Source organism: Rhizobium sp. NZLR10, from assembly GCF_019685125.1.
Taxonomy (GTDB): Bacteria; Pseudomonadota; Alphaproteobacteria; order Rhizobiales; family Rhizobiaceae; genus Rhizobium.
In genome coordinates this window covers 247,150-264,615 of sequence record NZ_JABDWE010000009.1, presented here as the reverse complement: position 1 = coordinate 264,615, position 17,466 = coordinate 247,150, and the positions used below count along the sequence as shown (strand labels likewise).

Genomic DNA, 17,466 nt, shown 5'->3' with positions numbered 1-17,466 from the left:
GCCTTCTGCAAATTCTTCGACCAGTATCCGCGGCGGAGACTGCCAGATGTGTCTTCCACCCAAGAGATGCCGTGTATGTTCGGCTACCTCATTGGCGGTGCGGCACAATCGTACGCCGCTGCTGCCGATGCCAACCACTGGCTTGAGGATCGCCGGCAGGCCTATCTCCGCGGCAGCGCTTTCTACCTCCGTTGCATTCGTTGCCACGCGATAGTCAGGTATGGGAACGCCGGCCTGGGCGAGGAGCTGACGTTGAGCGAATTTGTTACAGCATTGTTCAATGGACGCGGGGTCAGGACCTGGTAGACCGAAATGGCGGCAGAGCTTGCCAACTGTCGCATAGACCGACTCCCTGGCAGACGTAATTCCAATAATCTCAAAGGTCGCACGCAGCCGTGAACATTCCCGGATCAGCGCATTTAGGTCGGCGGTATCAACCCGAATGGCTTCACTGCTTTCGTACTGAGCTGGATCAGCCGATAGGGTGATTGGATGAAGTCCAAGACGATGGGCCGCTTGGACGTATAGCGGACCAGTACTCGCGCTTTCAAGAAGGATGAGTGCTCTTTGTGCCATTGGAACCTTCCTTATGTGGATGGGGTAGTCTGACCGTAAGACGGTATTAGCTTGTTTAACCGGGCCTGACCTCCGACATCATGGTCAATGCGCCGAAACAAAATGAGCTCTACAGTTGCGGAGCCAGAACCGAAACTACGGCATTGGGTAGTTGACGCGTTCGCTCGTGGCCACGAAGGCGCCCTGACGTCACACGTTGAGAGCCCACGGCGACTCATGCGTGACGGTAAAGGTCTAGACTATCGATGACCTACAAGGAGGCCGAGCTCATGCATTCGCCCCAACCAGGCTCGGCGGCAAATATAAGACGTTGCTCCATCACTGACGTCCGCGGGATCACCACATCCAGCAAAAGGGGCCGTACAGCAAGTCGGCTAAGCCGGTGGTCCTCAGTCCCGCTCTTGATTTCAGCGAAGCCTCCATGTCTTCGGGTGGTGGCAACCTCATCTTTAGGTAACGTTGCGGACGCGAAGAGCGCATTGATTGGCTGCAGCTGGTAACCGACCCAGTTGCTCTTTCAATTGAAAGGACTGGCTCGGGAGGAAGGCTGCCGCAGTGAAGTGCCGCCAGGCGATCGTCCAAGTCCTTGTCTGCTGCCGTTAGCCTATGGTTTAGGCTCCAAACCCAATCAAGCCATTGATCAACGACAGCCAATGCAAGGGCGCGCCCCAGATCGAGGGACGTTAGGGTAGGACGAACCAGCATGTGGCACGGGCGACGGATGCAAGTGCGATGAGACGGCCCTGGAATAGGAGGCGCCCGAGATGGCCGGCGGCGAGGCCTGGCGCTGGAGGCACCTATGCCGAACACAGCCAACAGGGCGCCATATGTTATAGGACCCCGGCAAGGGAGCCGACCTGACCGTAACATTCTCCCGAGACCGCAGGGGCTGACTAGGCCTGTGATGTCCCCGCGGGACGGTGGTTGTGGTGACCTCCTTCAATCGGCTGCGGCTCCAAAACCGCGCTGCGCACGTTGAGGCATCCGACCTGAACATCATCATGAGGCCATTCGAAAAGAACCATGATTCCGGCACGGACAACAGACTTGACTAGATTCCGTGTCCGGCATAGGCAACCGCTCCGGTATCTCATCATGACTAAGGGTGAGACCAAAGAAGAACCGCAGGGCTCGATTGTCTGGTCCAAGGTCCGTACCGACTTGTCAAAGCCGATTAGTGCTGCGACGCTGTCAGCCAGTTAGAAACGCGACACTTGCGCTTCGGAATAGCCGCCGATCCGAGCGGCTGACCGGGTTGCAAGGGAGGAGCGGGGGCGGGTGAGGAACACCCCTTCGGCTTTAGCTTTGAGACTATGAGTACCCGATTTATTCCGTTGCCTCCATCCGTGCCAGCGCCTTCTGCCTTTTTGCGATGACCTTCGGATCATTCATGAAGTCCGTCCGCCGGCCAGGCTTGCGGCCACGCTTCTGATAACCATTGCCCTGGCTGCCATCGGGAATACGGAACATATGATCCGTCTGGCCAATGCGGCGAGGGCCGCTCTTGCTACGCTGCTGTTCCCGCCCGGCCTTCAGCTCAGCGACGATCGACAGCACGTCGTCCAAACGCTTGTTCTCAACGACTTCGGCACGATGCGCCGATCGCATTACTAACAGGAAGTTCCATAAAAGTGGTTATGCCGCAAATTGGTGTAGCGGGGTGGGTTCAAGGATGAAGTGCGACTTGCAATAGATAACAACGGTTTATCCTTGCAAGGAACGAGACATGAAGCGCACCTACTCCCAGATCGATATCGATGAACGCCGCAAGATTGCCCGCTGGCGCACGGCTGGGGTCAGCGTTGATGTGATCGCCGAGAAGCTGCACCGACATCGCTCAACCATTTTCCGTGAGCTGCGCCGCAATACGTTCGAGGATCGTGAGATGCCGGACCTCAACGGTTACTACTGCGTGATGGCCAATGACATGGCGCGAGAACGGCGTGCCAAGCTGCGCAAACTTGCCCGGTTCGCGCAGCTCCGCCAATCGGTGATCGAGCGCATCATGCATGGCTGGTCGCCGCAACAGATCGCCGGCCGATTGCAGCTTGAGCGCCAGCCGATCTCCGTCAGCCATGAGACGATCTATAAGTTCGCCTATTCCTCGGACGGTCACGCCATCAAACTGTGGCGACACCTGCCGGAGCATCGTGCCAGACGCCGGCCGCGGCACGCCAGACGCCGCCATGGCAAGCGGTTCACCCCGGATGTCAACATTCTCTACCGGCCAGACGCCGTCGCCGAGCGAAAACAGTTCGGGCATTGGGAATGCGATCTCATCCAGTTTCGCAAGAAGTTCGGAAAGGCCAACGTGACGTCGTTGTCGAACGGGTCAGCCGATTTGCCGTCTTGCTGCGCAACAATGACCGGCAATCGAGGCCGGTGATGGACGGCCTGATCCAGGTGCTACAATCCCTGCCCCACCTCGCCCGTCGCTCGATCACCTTCGATCGTGGCACGGAGTTCACCGACTGGCCTTACCTGCAGGCAGCATCGGAGCGCAGACATGGTTTTGCGATCCGCAATCCCCGTGGCAGAAGGGCACTGTCGAGAACACCAATAGACGGGCCAGCAAATGGCTTTCGAGAGAGGTCGATCCACTGTCTCTCAGCGACCGCGATCTCACCGAGATCTGCAACCGCCTGAACGCAACGCCACGCAAATGCCTCGGCTACAAAACGCCGGCAGAAGTCTTCCGCCAGAAACTCCTCGCGCAAATCAGGCGTACCGGTTAGCCTCTCAAAGCCCGCAGGTCGCGGTTCAGCATGAACTCACCCGATCACTTCGTCGTTCGGAAAGATGCCGACCACCTCGGTGCGTCGCTTGGGTTCATCGAATGTAGCTTTGCTGGGTGCTCTTTCGGGAAGGTCATGTAGGCGAGCACGTCCTCTTCAGCGTCGTCCATGATGGTGGCAAGCTTCGGCACTTTCGGTCTGATCTGATCGGCGACGCTGCGCCATTGAACGCATGCTACCTCCGGTGTCTCCTGGGCAAAAGCCGTTGCGACGAAGGCGGATACGAGCTTCACGCCACGCAATCCTCGGCCTGTTAGCCTGCGCAGGAATTCCGTCTAGATCGGCTCGGCCTCCGACGTGCCGACCTCGATACCAAGAACCTCGCGTCGACCATCGCTGTTGACGCCGAAGGCGATGATAACGGCGACGGAAACAATACGTCCGCCGCGCCGAACTTTGAGGTAGGTAGCGTCCATCCAGACGTATGGCCACTCGCCTTCGATGGGACGGTCGAGAAACGCCTTCACCTTGACGTCGATCTCTTCGCACAGACGGCTCAGCTGGTTTTTGGAGATGCCCGAGATGCCCATGGCTTCGACCAGGTCATCGACAGAACGCCGTCGAGATTCCTTGAATATAGACCTGCTGGATAGCCGCCGTCAGAGCCTTCTCTGGAATACGGGGCGGCTCGAGAAAGCTTGGGAAATAGCTCCTTGCGCAGTTTCGGAATGCGAAGCTCGACCGTTCCGGCTCGTGTCTCCCAATCCCGATCACGGTAGCCGTTGCGTTGAGCAAGCCGCAGCGGGTTCTTCTCGCCGAAGTCAGCACCCGTGGCTGAGCCGACCTCCAGCGCCATCAGCCGTTCGGCCGCAAAGCCGATCATCTCCCGCGATAATCTGCATCCGCGCTCTTCTCAACAAGCGTGCGCACGTTATGTCATTGGTCATCGGTGGTCTTTCCGTCAGGTTGGTCTTCGACAACCCGACGCTACCGGAAAACACCGATGGCCGCCCGACTAGCCGATCACCCGCTACAGCGCAGTGAGAAACGCGCGGGCGTTCGGCTTTGCTACCTCCCGCGATCATTAACAATGCGTAACATCTAGCATTTGATCATAATGGGGGTTCACAATTCGTGAGAATTGGGCGATCACTAGCGACGTGACTTGCATTAGTCGAAGGGCAAAAGCATGGGCATCCGGGACATCACGCCGGCGAAGAAGTATCGCGTCAAGAAAGAGTCGAACGGCGAAAAGCAGGTGCTTCTATGGATGGAAGGTCGTCTGACCGAGCAACTCGACCGGCTGATCAAGTCCGGCGCTTACCGTAATCGGTCTGAAGCCGTTACGGATGCCGTTCACCGCTTAATCGAGGATAGAAACTAGGGGAAAAAGCAAAGGCTCGGAGCCTGCCAGCCCAGAGCCTTTGAAAGAAGCAAGGATTAGGGATCTTTAGATGACCGTTGGGTCGCCGTAAACCAAGCCACTAGCATCTTGGTTATCCCGAATCACCGCTGATTTGTCAACCGACGTTTCAAGTCGGGTGGCGAAGCTTTGACCCGGAAATGAGGGACAATGACCAAGGCGCAACCATCCGGTTGGCGTGCTCTCAAGCCGACACTGCCATCGGCGCGGGAGCAGGACTCCGCGGACAAGCAAAAACTCTTCGCCGCCGCTCGAATCGCGGCAAAGGTGCTGCAGCTTCCAAGCAGCGCCCGCTTCGTATTGGACCAGCTCGCCGGCTGCTATCGCGGCGAGCTCGTCGAGAACCGGATCCTCGTATGGCCTTCCAACAAATTTCTTATGGAAAGAACCGGGCTTTCGGAGCGCGCGGTGCGCTACGCGCTAGCCATGCTGACCGAGGAAGGTCTGATTGTCGCCAAGGACAGCCCCAACGGCAAACGGTTCGCGCAGCGATCGGCTCAGGGCCAGATCATCCGGGCTTATGGCTTCGACCTCTCCCCTCTCCCGGAGAAGCTGCCGGAGCTCAACGAGCGCCTGGCTGCCATTCAGGAGCGGGAGCGTGAACGGGCGCTTGCCTTTGACGAGCTGACCATTCATCGCAGATCGGCCCAGGAAGCTCTCAGGACGCTTGCCGAGGTCGATCCGGACTCTGACATCACCGATCTGATGGCGCGCGCTCTGGCGCTTTCACGAGTCACGCCGCGGCGATCGGCGATAGGATCGGCCGACAGCTCTCGCGATGCTTGGCATCAGCTCCGAATGGAAGCAGAAGATCGATATTATGCTGCCTCTGCCGGCAATCCTTGCCGTCACGAAGACAAGAACACATGTGCCCCTGACAAGTCTTGTAACAATCACTCAGGAGATGTGAGGGCGCCGGAGCGGCCGATTGCGACCGCAGACGACCTGGTTAAGGCATGCCCGGACGCAATGGATTTTATCGGGCAGGTGCGAAATGATCGGGAGTTTATATTGGCCGTGGGGAGGATGCGGGGTGCATTTGGCGTGTCGCCGTCGGCTTGGGTGGAGGCTGGCCGCGAAATCGGGCTGCTCGGGGCGGCTGTCACCTTGGTTTACGTGATCCAGCTGCAGGCGCGGCCTACGCCAGGGGCCGAACAGATCAAGAATGCGGGCGGCTATTTCCGCGTGCTGGTCAGGCTTATTAAAGCCGGCCAAGTAAACCTATCAAAGGAAGTAAACAGCCTTTTAGAGCGCTATTGACCGTGTTTGGCATCCGCGACGGCAGTACAGCCAGCAGCGGACTAAAGATCGTCAATGCGCGCCGATGTCGCTTTGCGTGGAGGACCCGCGTACCCGAATGAAAAGCTGACGTCAATATCCGTCAAAACAACTCTCGGCACCAAGGGGAAATTCAAATGAAGGCATGAGTGTTCATCTCAATTGAAGGCCACAGGACCAAGGTCTACGGTACATTCAAGGGGTCAAGCGTCTTGGACTGCATTCGATTATCGTGGCGGTCGAGCCGCACCAATATGACTGCCTCTGGTAGTAAGGCGCTGAGGCTGTCCGGACCGATACGAGGGATCTGAATGCGCTGATCCGCGGATGCACTCGTACCGCTCCTACTGATCCTAGTAGTTTCCTATAATTCAACTTACTCATAAATGAGAGGCGTCACTGCCGGAAAACCCAAGTATGGCTGAAGCTGATGCCATTCCCCCATCTGTACAGAGAAAAGGTCAACGCCAATGCAGGAACGAGCACTCATCCTCATCGAAGGCGCAAGCAATGGTCCCGTCTGCATCCAAGCTGCGCGGGGTCTTGGTCTCCATCCAATAACTCTTTCAGCAGACCCAGCTCAGTACGGCTATCTCTCGACGGAAAGCGCCAAGGCCATCCGGGTCGATACCGCTAACATTGAGGCGCTGATTGGCGAATGTTCCAAGCCTTCGAGCAATTATAACATCGCTGGTATTACGAGCGCACAGTAGGCAGTCTATGCGACAGTTGGTAATCTCTGCCGGTATTTCGATCTACCAGGACCGGACCCAATTTCGGTTGAGCGATGCTGCGAGATTGCCGAACATACGGCGTATCTGCTGGGCGGGTCGCGCATATGTGCTTGAGCCTTCCTGCTTATGCTGAGTGTCCGGTCGAAAGTGGGGGCAGTCCAAGGTGTCATTGAGGACTCTCGGACTTCAGGAGGCTGTTCCACTCCTTCAACGCTTGAAATGTGGCGTTCAACGTTGCTATTTCTATGTGCCCAGTTGTCGCGAGTTTGCCTTTTCGCTGTCGGGGTTGTCGAAAACTTTCTGAACGTTCGCTGCATGGAGTTCTGCCGATTCTCCAGTGACATCCTGAAATGCCTATCCTTTGCGACTCGTCAAATTGGCGCGGATTTCGCTTTTCAAAGAGCGCCACGTTTGTGGGTTGTCTTCACTGCGATTCCAGAACTTGCTCTTAGTTCGCCGGGGGCCACTGGATCGCCAATCAACTTTCGAAAGCTGTCGCGACCTTGACCCGACGATCAACCATGGCGAACTCGTGGAACTTTCCTGGGCGGGACACTACACTAAATCGAAACCGTTCACTGAAGGCAATCACCTCTCCAGAACCGAGGAAATCCCAATGAGTGTCAATCAGCACCGAACATTACATTCCATGCTTAAACACACAATGAGCACCTTCGTGCCTGCATCGCGTGTGTCCAGAATCAAGGTTTCGCCAAGCACGGCTGCGGCAGCCCGTGCTCGCGAACTGAAGGCAGCCGGCCGCGATATCGTCGACCTGACCGTCGGCGAGCCGGACTTTGACACGCCAGACAACATCAAGGCCGCGGCGCATGCGGCCATCGACAGGGGCGAAACGAAATATACGGCTGTCAACGGCACGCCGGCGCTGCGCAAGGCAATCATCGGCGATATCAAGCGCCGGCTCGGCCTCAGCTACGCGGACAACGAAATCTGCGTGGGCGGCGGCGCCAAGCAGGTTCTGTTTCTGGCGCTGATGGCGAGCGTGGAAAACGATGCCGAGGTGATCATTCCCGCACCATACTGGGTTTCCTATCCAGATATGGTCATCGCCAACGAAGGCAAGCCGGTCATCGTCGAATGCCCGCAGGAAGCAGGCTTCAAACTCACGCCGGAAGCATTGGAAAAAGCGATCACGCCGAAGACCTTGTGGCTGGTTCTCAACGCGCCGTCCAATCCGACGGGCGCGGCATATGACAGGAGCGAACTCGAAGCCCTCGGCAAGGTGCTGCTGCGCCATCCCCACGTCTTCGTGCTCTCCGACGATATCTACGACCAGATCTGGTTCAGGGACGAGCCGATGACGACGCTGGTTGCCGCCGTCCCGGAACTGAAGCAGCGAGTTCTGCTCACCAACGGCGTCTCAAAGTCCTACGCCATGACCGGATGGCGTATCGGCTACGCGGCGGGTCCGGCCGCCCTGATTGCGGCCATCAACAAGCTGCAGTCGCAGATGTCGTCCTGCCCGTCGTCGGTCAGTCAGGCCGCCGCTGCCTATGCGCTGTCTTCTGACCAGTCATTCGTTTCGGAAAGCGTGAAGGTCTACAAGGAGCGCCGCGATTATGCGTGCTCACGGCTCAATGCCGTGCCCGGCCTCTCCTGTCTCGTACCGGACGGAGCCTTCTATCTGTTTCCGAACTGCGCCGGTGTCATCGGCAAGAAGACCCCCGAAGGCAAGACAATCGAGACAGACCTTGATTTCGTGCTCTACCTGCTGGAAGGCGTCGGGGTCGCGGCGCTGCAGGGTGCTGCCTTCGGGATATCCCCTCACTTCCGCCTCTCGATCGCAACGTCGATGGAGGTGATCACGCAGGCATGCGATCGCGTCGAACGGGCCGTTGCCGACCTGTATTGATTGCAAAGAGGCCCGTGGGACTTGCGCCCCACCGGCCGCAGATTTTCGAAACGCGTCAAGATGGTGATCCGCGGCTCATGACGCAGCCTTCATGAATTGTCCGAGTTGAAGACTATCGGACCGCCTCTCCAATGCAGTATTCGCGGACGAACTGCGACACGAGATGTCGGCAACCCCACAAAACCCTCCGAATAGCGACAACGAAACACGTGCGATCCCGGAGGCTTACCGGCGTAACCTGATTGGCACGAGCAGTGCTCAGAGTAAGCCGGGTCCCTAGAGACCTGATCCTATTTTCGGAGACCAAGCGACACTGAAAACACCGTGGCTGCCGGAACGTTTGGAGAGAAACCCGATGCGGATGCTGCTTTTAGAGACTCAGCCCTTCCACTCAACTCCACTTTCAAAGGAACATCGTCATGAGTGTATCCGTTCGCTTTGTGTGGCAGAAACTTATTCGCCATTTCAAGACCAATGATTTGGCAGTTCTCGTGACCTCACGCCGACAATTTACCGCACATCTCCTGGCAGATCTTCAAACCATTATCGAGAACCTAGTCGCACCTCGGTCCCCTGAGCTCTTGGGCTTCCAACAAGAGTTGGAGATTTTCCCGTTGAAGCTGTCAGACCTGACCACCTCCGAGGGAAAAGGCGTCGTGCAGCTGACGCCCGTGCAGTATCAGGACATCGACATTGGCGAAGATGAGCCCTACGCTTCGATTAACAACGGTCTCTGGCTGATAACGATCGACGACGACATGCCTGCAGCAGTCATGCTGTCGAAGTTCCTTACCCCGTATGGTCCAAAGGTCCAGGTCGAAATAGCTCATCTGCCCAATGAGGTGGGTCATGCCTTCGCCAAGGGCTTTCTGCGCACAATCGAGGCGCACGGCAAGAGCTCCCGATATTATCGCAACAAGGCCGTCTCTTTCGAGTCCACTGACTTCGAAGGCACGAATGAAACAATGAGGGTGCACAAGCTTCCTGCGGTAAGCCGGGACGACGTCGTACTTTCAAAGGCGACTATGGCCCAGCTCGATACGCACATCTTCGATTTTGTTAAATACCGGGAGGAGCTGAAGCGCCTCGGCCAGTCAGGACAGAAAGGGATCTTGCTCCACGGAGAGCCTGGCACCGGCAAGACCCATGTCGTCCACTATATCGCTGCCAACCTGCCCGGGCACAGTGTAGTTCTGGTCACGGCTGAGCAGATGCTGGATATGGAGGAACACTTTGCGCTGGCTCGTGTCCTACAGCCATGCATCATGGTGTTTGAGGATGTGGATCTGGTTGCCCGTTCACGCGATGATATTTCGGGCCAAAAGGCAGAAACCCGCCTGAACCGGCTGTTGAACGAGTTGGATGGTCTTGGCGAAGATTCCGACATCCTCATTCTCCTGACCTCGAATCGACCGAGATCGCTCGAGGAGGCCCTCGCCACCCGATCGGGCCGTGTAGATGCGGCGATTGAGATTCCTCTCCCCGATGACGATTGCCGCCAGCGGTTGTTCAAGCAATACGGTCACGCGCTGAACTTCCAGGATGGAGCTTTGGCCGAAGCCGTCCTCCGTTCAAAGGGTGCCAGCGCCGCATATGTCAAGGAAATTGTGCGCCGTCTCGCCCAACGGAGCACTATGAGAGGTGTCGCCCCACTCGTCTCACGCGAGGATGTTGAGGTGGTCTTCGCCGACGCCGAAGCAGAGGCCAGCTCCCTCAAGAGGATTGAGAAAACGGAAAGAAAACACATCGTCGAGGAAGACGATGAAGACGATTGCTGCGGCTGCTGACACTTGAACCAATCAAACAGAGGATAGATGCGGATCGGCGAATGGCAGCGACGCCGGATAATCGCAAACAGCTGACGAACCAAAAGGGAAACTAAAGTTGAGAACCTCGCCCCAAAAGATGGCCGTCGCAGCCCCCCGGCGCCTGACTTACAGGCGTCTCTTGTACGACCCGCGGCGTCTAACGCGGAGAAGCATAAGTGGTGTTCATGGCTAATGGGAACTCTTTAATACCTCCATCTGCATCAAGGCTCGGTGTCTTCCTGTCACGACGGAGACATCGCCATCCTCCCAAAAGAAGGACACTATCGCAATGGCGGCCCGCACCCGCAGAAGCCATTTTAGAAGACGAGATCACAAGCGTGGATCCAACAGACCGAACAAGAGCCGCGCTTCGAAATCGAAGCAAACTCGACCTAATACTTCACACGCTCATTCCTGGCGCACGAAGCGTCGGATAGCTATTGGTGGAGAATGAAAATGACCTCTTGCTTAGGCATAGACTCTCCAGCTCCGTCTATCAATGTGCAGCACTGGCTGCGAGGCGATCCGCTTTCCAACTTCCAGCTCGGCAAGATATACATCCCTGCGTTCGTTTCGACTACCTGCAGTGGTTGCGGGGCGGCGCTGGCCCGCCTGGCTCAGTTGCAGGAGGAATACCGGGGCATCGGAATTGAGGTCATCGGCATTGTAGTAAATGAGCGGGCTGCAACGGCTGACGAGGCCCTAGCTCAGATGGACGCATGGGTAACCAAATGGCTACCGAATGCGAACATACGGATCGGGTTCAACTACTCAGGCGAAATGGATAAGCATTGGGAGAAAGCTAGCCTATCTTTCCATGTTCCACAGGCGTTCGTTGTCGACCGAGACTGCAGCATCGTCTTTATTGGTCATCCGTCTTTACTCGAGGACGTTCTGCCAAAAGTGATTGACGGCAGCTGGCGCGCCAGCGCCGAAGCAAAAAATGCCGAAGAGGAGCGTATTGGTGCAGGCGAGACTTGCGCAGCGGAGATAGTTCCATGATCGAATCTCGGCGGCGAGACAGATCAAGAATTGGAATACGGCGCTCTCGGCCGTTGAGGAGGGCATCAACCTGAACCCAGACAACATCTCCTTGCGCCGTTGTCATTTCGGGTCATTGATCGGAAGAATGCGCTTCATGGAGGCGGGTTGGATAGAATGGCCTGCCGCGGCGCGGTCATCGGGGCAATGACAACAGGCGTATTGATGCCGGTTCCGGTCCAATGGCGGCATGCATACTTGAACCCCACATTCTGCAGGACCTTCGCCTCACATCAATATGGAGCTGCTCGGTGACGGCCTCACCAATGCGATGCGGGCCACCGCGCCAGACTTTGTACCAGCGGTCCATCTAGGAGATCCTTGTCATCTCCCGGCTCGTAGCGCAGCCAGCATGACTTACCCGAGTTGACGCTAATGGGCCGCCCTCTCCATCGCGTAGTAATTGGGCGGATTGCGACACGACCTGTCGGCAACCCTACAACATCCTCCGCATAGCGACAACGAAAACCCGTGCAATCCCGAAGGGTTACCGCCGCAACCTGATTGGCACGAGCAGTGCTCAGAGAAAGTCGGGTCCCTAAAAGCCCAAATCCAATTGGGAGCTTAAACGACTATGCACATCGTGGTCTGTATTAAACAGGTTCCGGACTCTGCGCAGATACGCGTCCACCCGGTGACAAATACGATCATGCGCCAAGGCGTACCGACCATCATCAACCCTTACGACCTGTTTGCTCTCGAAGAGGCACTCCAGGTTCGTGACCGTTATGGGGGCGAGGTGACTGTCCTCACGATGGGACCGCCCATGGCTGAGCAAGCGCTACGCAAAGCCCTCACCCACGGCGCAGATCGCGCAGTGCTTCTGACCGACCGCCACTTTGCTGGATCTGACACGCTGGCGACCTCGTATGCTCTTTCTCAAGCAGTCGCGAAGATTGGCGGGAGCTATGGGGCGCCTGATATCGTCTTTACCGGAAAGCAGACAATTGACGGCGACACGGCCCAGGTCGGACCCGGAATTGCAAAGAGGCTGAACCTCCAGCAACTGACTTACGTAACGAAGATTGTATCCATTGATCCCACTTCGCGCGAGATCATGGTTGAACGGCACGCAGAGAGCGGCACGCAGATGCTGAAGAGCACGTTGCCATGTCTCATCACCGTGCTGGAAGGTGTCAATGCTATCCGCCGGGGCTCTCTCGATGACGCCTTCCGTGCCGCGCGAAGCCCGGTTCTTAAATGGGGGGCCGCTGACGCCGGCATTGGGGAGTTGAACAAATGCGGCCTAAGGGGATCGCCGACGGTGGTGAAGCGAGTATTCGCTCCCGGTCCGCGCGCCGAAAAAGCTATGCAAATGGACATTAACGACAAAACGTTGGCCGAGGTCGCCGCGGAGACGGTCGCTGCAATTTTTTCCCGCCAGCCTGTTTTGGAACGCAAGCTCACGTCCCATGGCAATCGGTGAGCAGCGAGGAGTAGATTTTGGTCGCTAGAAAAAATGAAACGCCGGCAAACGCTGTCGGCCGCGTCAGCTCAGGGAAAAAGCAGCTTAAATGTTTCGAAGATCACCGGCACGTCTGGGTCTTCATGGAACTTGAGCGCGGCAATGTTCATCCCGTATCGATTGAACTCCTCGGCGAAGGCCGCAGACTAGCTGACAAGCTGGGTGTCCAACTTGCCGGGGTAATCCTCGGTTCGTCTGAAGGCGTGGGGACCAAGCCTGCGATCGAAGAGGCCTTCGCTTACGGAGCTGATATCGCCTATCTGGTAGAGTCACCGCTCCTCGCCAACTATCGAAACGAACCCTTCACCAAGGCTTTGACAGATCTGGTCACTACTCACAAACCAGAAATTCTCCTTCTCGGCGCGACCACGCTCGGCCGCGACCTTGCCGGTGCTGTAGCAACGACCTTACAAACGGGGCTTACGGCTGATTGCACCGAGCTGGATGTTGATGGAGATGGTTCACTCGCAGCGACGCGGCCAACTTTCGGCGGGTCGTTGTTGTGCACCATCTACACGCTGAACAGCCGACCGCAAATGGCAACGGTGCGGTCCAGGGTCATGGCGACGCCGCAACGTGCGGATAAGCCAATTGGGCGCGTTATCCAGCACGAACTCACAATGGTCGAGGAAGCGATCGTCACCAAGGTCCTCGCATTCCTCTGCAACGACGGTTCTGAGCAATCCAATCTGGCCAACTCCGATATCGTGGTTGGGGGCGGACTCGGCCTCGGCGTTGCAGGAAACCTGCAATACTTGAGAAACCTGGCAACGACGATCGGCGGGGGAGTCGGGTGCTCGCGCCCACTAGTCCAAAAAGGCTGGATGCCTGCTGATCGACAAATTGGTCAGTCCGGCCATACCATCAGACCCAAGCTCTACATCGCGGCGGGAATATCTGGCGCGGTCCAGCATCGCGTTGGCGTCGAAGGAGCCGATCTGATTGTCGCTATCAACCTCGACCAGAACGCGCCGATCTTTGACTTCGCCCACATTGGCGTTGTCGCTTGCGCGCTGGAGTTCTTGCCGGCGCTAACAGAAGCTTTCGCCAGGCGAATGCCACCGCACAACTCTATCAAGGGTATGGACCGAGGAAGGCTAGATGACCAAGAGTAAGTTCGACGCGATCGTCATTGGTGCCGGTATGTCCGGCAACGCCGCAGCGTATTCGATGGCTAGTCGCGGTCTAAAAGTGCTGCAGTTGGAGCGTGGAGAACATTCGGGCTCTAAGAATGTTCAAGGCGCTATATTGTACGCCAACATGTTGGAGGCGATTATCCCAGAATTTCGCGATGACGCTCCTCTTGAACGGCATCTGATCGAGCAACGATTCTGGCTAATGGATGACTCATCGCACACGGGCGTGCACTATCGCTCTGATGACTTCAATGAACTGAAGCCAAACCGTTATACGATTATCCGCGCCCAGTTTGACAAATGGTTCTCACGCAAGGTGCGCGAGGCGGGAGGCACAGTCCTTTGTGAAACGACAGCGACCAGACTCGCTTGGGACCTGAGCGGTAAAGTAATAGGCGTTCACACGGACCGAGAGGGCGGTGTGATCCTCGCGGACGTAGTCGTCCTTGCTGAGGGCGTGAACGGACTGCTTGGAACACGAGCCGGGTTACGCGATATGCCGAAGCCGGAAAATGTGGCCCTCGCTGTCAAGGAAATGCATTTCATGCCGGAAGAGGTCATCGCAGAGCGCTTCGGCCTCAACGGTAGCGAAGGCTGTGTAATCGAAGCCGGCGGCACGATCTCACGCGGAATGGCCGGACTGGGCTTCCTTTATACCAACAAGGAGTCGATCTCGGTGGGGATCGGCTGCCTCGTCTCCGGTTTAGCGGAAGGCATGGAAAATCCGTACCGCCTTCTTGACGCCTTCAAGCAACATCCCTCGATCCGACCATTACTGGCCGGATCAGAGATAAAAGAATACGCCGCGCATCTTATTCCCGAAGGGGGTTTCAAGGCAATCCCGCAACTCTTTGGCGACGGGTGGGTGGTCGTGGGCGATGCCGCGCAACTAAACAATGCCGTGCATAGGGAGGGATCAAACCTCGCGATGACATCAGGCCTCATGGCCGGCGTAGCGATCTGTCAGATAAAGAGCCGTGGCGGCTTGATGACGAAGCGCAATCTCTCTCTTTATAAGGGCATGCTGGATAAGTCGTTCGTCATGAAAGACCTGATCAAACACAAAGATCTTCCAAGCCTCCTCCACACCGACAGTCACAATTTTTTCATGACGTATCCAACGCTTATATCTCAGGCGGCGCAAAATTTTGTGCGCGTCGACGGTGCACCTAAAATCAATAGGGAAAAGGCCACAGCTGCCTCCTTTATCAACGCACGGTCCCGTTGGGGGTTGATTAGCGACGCGGTCCGCTCCGCCGTATCTTGGCGTTAAAGAAAATTCGGATGAAGGCGACCATGATTGAGCGCATTGAAGATAAGCTGTACCAAAACCGATATCTCGTCGATACTGGACGTCCGCACATTGCGGTGCGACCGCATCTGTCGCCAAGCCCAAACCTCCTCGCCTTGACGCAAATCTGTCCGGCCAAATGCTACGAGCTTAATGAAATTGGTCAGGTGGCGATTGTTTCCGATGGCTGCTTGGAATGCGGCACATGCAGGGTGTTATGCGAAGCGAGTGGCGACATCAAGTGGAATTATCCCCGAGGCGGGTTCGGGGTCCTCTTCAAATTCGGATGAAGAGTTCCTACCTCCGCCGCGATAGCAGCGACCGGTGCAACTGCTCAAGCGGCAAGTGAATGTGCATCAACATATCGACCCCTCGAAAGGCTAAGTTGTCACGCCGTCAGGCACACGTTCAATTTAGAAATATGCCTTGGCGTATTTCGCGCGACTCCAGTGGAAAAAACAGTGACCTATAGCCTGTTCCCAGGCATGACGAAACCAGACGAGCGGACCCGGCTACTCTCCGAAATCGCCAGCGATCTCATATCTTATCCTCTTGAGATCGCGCTGAAGGTGGTCATGAACACCCTCGACAGACATCTGCCAATGCGAGACGGCGTGATCGTGATTTACGGCACCGGACGAGAGCCCAAGCTAACCGTATGGCATGCCGATGGCCACGACGTTCGCTTACGTTCTCTTACGGTTGAACAGTCGGATGCAATAAATTGTGCCTTCGCTAGCGGTGAGCCACATTTTGTGAAAAAAACTGTTGCTCTAGGCTTCAAAATGAAAGGGGAAGCAATTGGCGCTTTGTGGATAGATCGCACTTTTTACGGCAGCGCGGTGGCCGGCGAGACGGCGCTTATGAAACACATCGCTAACCTGATCGCCAAAGCTAGCCGTCGCGAGTTGTGCAGCGGTGGCGGATCAGTCCCCGAAGAACAACAAGCAGGACAGATTCCGAAAATCAAGCCGAAGTCTCATCCCACCCAAGTCGCTAAAATCGACTGGATCGTTGGGGAGAGCCCCGCGCTAAAGAGGGTATTAGCTACCACCGAGATCGTGGCCGCGACCAACGCCGCGGTGCTCTTGAGAGGAGAGAGCGGCACTGGCAAGGAATGCTTTGCAAGAGCAATACACGCGTTATCAATACGTAAAAGCAAGGCGTTTATTAAGTTGAATTGCGCCGCGCTGTCGGAAACCGTTCTGGAATCTGAATTATTTGGCCATGAGAAGGGCGCTTTCACTGGCGCTCTCCTTCAACGAGCTGGACGTTTCGAACTGGCAAATGGCGGAACACTGTTGCTTGATGAAATTGGCGATGTATCACCACAATTCCAGGCGAAGTTATTGCGCGTGTTACAGGAAGGCGAATTCGAACGTCTCGGCGGAACGAAGACATTGAAAGTAGACGTTCGAGTTATATGCGCCACCAACAAAAACCTTGAAGTGGCCGTCCTTCGTGGGGAGTTCAGAGCCGATCTCTATTATCGGATCAATGTGGTGCCCATCGTTTTGCCGCCACTTCGCCAGCGCGACGGAGACATTTCGCTTCTAGCGCAAGTGTTCCTCGAGAAATTCAACAAGGCAAATGATCGAGATCTCGACTTCGCGCCGTCGGCAATAGACATTTTGTCGAAATGCGCCTTCCCCGGCAATGTTCGCGAGCTGGACAACTGCGTGCAAAGGACCGCTACTCTCGCCAGTTCAAATACGATTGCTTCATCAGATTTCGCCTGTCAGCAAGGCCAGTGTTCTTCGGCGCTCCTCTGGAAAGACGCCCGCGACGTTATTGACAACGACGCGGTGCATAGTCTCAACCCACGAGATACAATGTCGAGCGGACTGGCCCCCTACGCAGGCGCTCCCAGCGGTGCCACAGCCACAATGGAGGCACCGGGTCTCACTGAGCGTGATCGACTGATCAATGCAATGGTGAAGGCTGGTTGGGTACAGGCCAAAGCAGCTCGTATCCTTGGTAAAACGCCGCGGCAGGTCGGCTATGCGCTACGCCGGTTTCGTATCGATGTGAAGAAGGAGTGACGGCGATCGCCAAGAACTCCGTAAGCGTGGCCCAACGACTTCGGGCGCGATCTATTTTCATTTC

The 17,466-nt window shown here is 56.5% G+C and carries 10 protein-coding genes and 5 pseudogenes; 12 read left to right on the top strand and 3 right to left on the bottom strand.

Annotated elements, in window-relative coordinates:
* Together HJB82_RS16120 and HJB82_RS16115 are read right to left on the bottom strand one after the other, a co-directional pair.
* Positions 1 to 576: pseudogene (locus tag HJB82_RS16120) on the bottom strand (ATP-grasp domain-containing protein); the annotation flags it as partial.
* Between the two features lie 1,326 nt (positions 577 to 1,902).
* A pseudogene (locus tag HJB82_RS16115) lies at positions 1,903 to 2,184 on the bottom strand (ISNCY family transposase); the annotation flags it as partial.
* Between the two features lie 118 nt (positions 2,185 to 2,302).
* On the opposite strand from HJB82_RS16115, the pseudogene HJB82_RS16110 reads away from it, so the two are divergent.
* A pseudogene (locus tag HJB82_RS16110) lies at positions 2,303 to 3,311 on the top strand (IS30 family transposase).
* Positions 3,312 to 3,353: 42 nt separating this feature from the next.
* Here the strand turns inward: HJB82_RS16110 and HJB82_RS16105 are convergent.
* Positions 3,354 to 4,241 (bottom strand): annotated as a pseudogene (locus tag HJB82_RS16105) (transposase); the annotation flags it as partial.
* 259 nt (positions 4,242 to 4,500) lie between these two features.
* Here HJB82_RS16105 and HJB82_RS16100 point away from each other — a divergent pair.
* The 11 genes and pseudogenes from HJB82_RS16100 (at position 4,501) to nifA (ending at position 17,402) form a co-directional block, all read left to right on the top strand.
* Positions 4,501 to 4,695, top strand: coding sequence for a ribbon-helix-helix domain-containing protein (locus tag HJB82_RS16100; RefSeq protein ID WP_168260256.1), 195 nt, complete (start codon positions 4,501 to 4,503; stop codon positions 4,693 to 4,695).
* A gap of 189 nt (positions 4,696 to 4,884) precedes the next feature.
* On the top strand, positions 4,885 to 5,994 hold the full coding sequence (repC, locus tag HJB82_RS16095; protein ID WP_221140621.1) for a plasmid replication protein RepC: 1,110 nt from the start codon (positions 4,885 to 4,887) through the stop codon (positions 5,992 to 5,994).
* 488 nt (positions 5,995 to 6,482) lie between these two features.
* Positions 6,483 to 6,809 (top strand): annotated as a pseudogene (locus tag HJB82_RS31630) (hypothetical protein); the annotation flags it as partial.
* A gap of 601 nt (positions 6,810 to 7,410) precedes the next feature.
* Positions 7,411 to 8,619: an aspartate transaminase gene (locus HJB82_RS16090; protein ID WP_221140656.1), complete on the top strand. Its 1,209-nt coding sequence runs from the start codon at positions 7,411 to 7,413 to the stop codon at positions 8,617 to 8,619.
* Between the two features lie 419 nt (positions 8,620 to 9,038).
* Entirely contained in the window at positions 9,039 to 10,406 is a 1,368-nt protein-coding gene (locus HJB82_RS31625) for an ATP-binding protein (RefSeq protein WP_246638985.1), read from the top strand.
* Positions 10,407 to 10,883: 477 nt separating this feature from the next.
* Positions 10,884 to 11,429: a redoxin domain-containing protein gene (locus HJB82_RS16080; RefSeq protein WP_246638984.1), complete on the top strand. Its 546-nt coding sequence runs from the start codon at positions 10,884 to 10,886 to the stop codon at positions 11,427 to 11,429.
* Positions 11,430 to 12,042: 613 nt separating this feature from the next.
* A complete protein-coding gene (locus HJB82_RS16075) occupies positions 12,043 to 12,894 on the top strand; it encodes an electron transfer flavoprotein subunit beta/FixA family protein (protein WP_168260032.1) in 852 nt (283 codons plus the stop codon).
* A gap of 17 nt (positions 12,895 to 12,911) precedes the next feature.
* Entirely contained in the window at positions 12,912 to 14,048 is a 1,137-nt protein-coding gene (locus HJB82_RS16070; protein WP_168260031.1) for an electron transfer flavoprotein subunit alpha/FixB family protein, read from the top strand.
* On the top strand, positions 14,035 to 15,342 hold the full coding sequence (locus HJB82_RS16065; RefSeq protein ID WP_168260030.1) for an NAD(P)-binding protein: 1,308 nt from the start codon (positions 14,035 to 14,037) through the stop codon (positions 15,340 to 15,342). Before HJB82_RS16070 ends, HJB82_RS16065 begins: the two co-directional genes overlap by 14 nt.
* 11 nt (positions 15,343 to 15,353) lie before the next feature.
* Positions 15,354 to 15,650 carry a ferredoxin family protein gene (locus HJB82_RS16060; protein ID WP_062944511.1) on the top strand — a complete coding sequence of 99 codons (297 nt, stop codon included), beginning with the start codon at positions 15,354 to 15,356 and terminating at the stop codon, positions 15,648 to 15,650.
* Positions 15,651 to 15,845: 195 nt separating this feature from the next.
* The gene (gene nifA, locus HJB82_RS16055) at positions 15,846 to 17,402 is read left to right on the top strand and encodes a nif-specific transcriptional activator NifA (protein ID WP_221140654.1); all 1,557 of its coding nucleotides are present in this window, start codon (positions 15,846 to 15,848) and stop codon (positions 17,400 to 17,402) included.
* Positions 17,403 to 17,466: the final 64 nt, after the last annotated feature.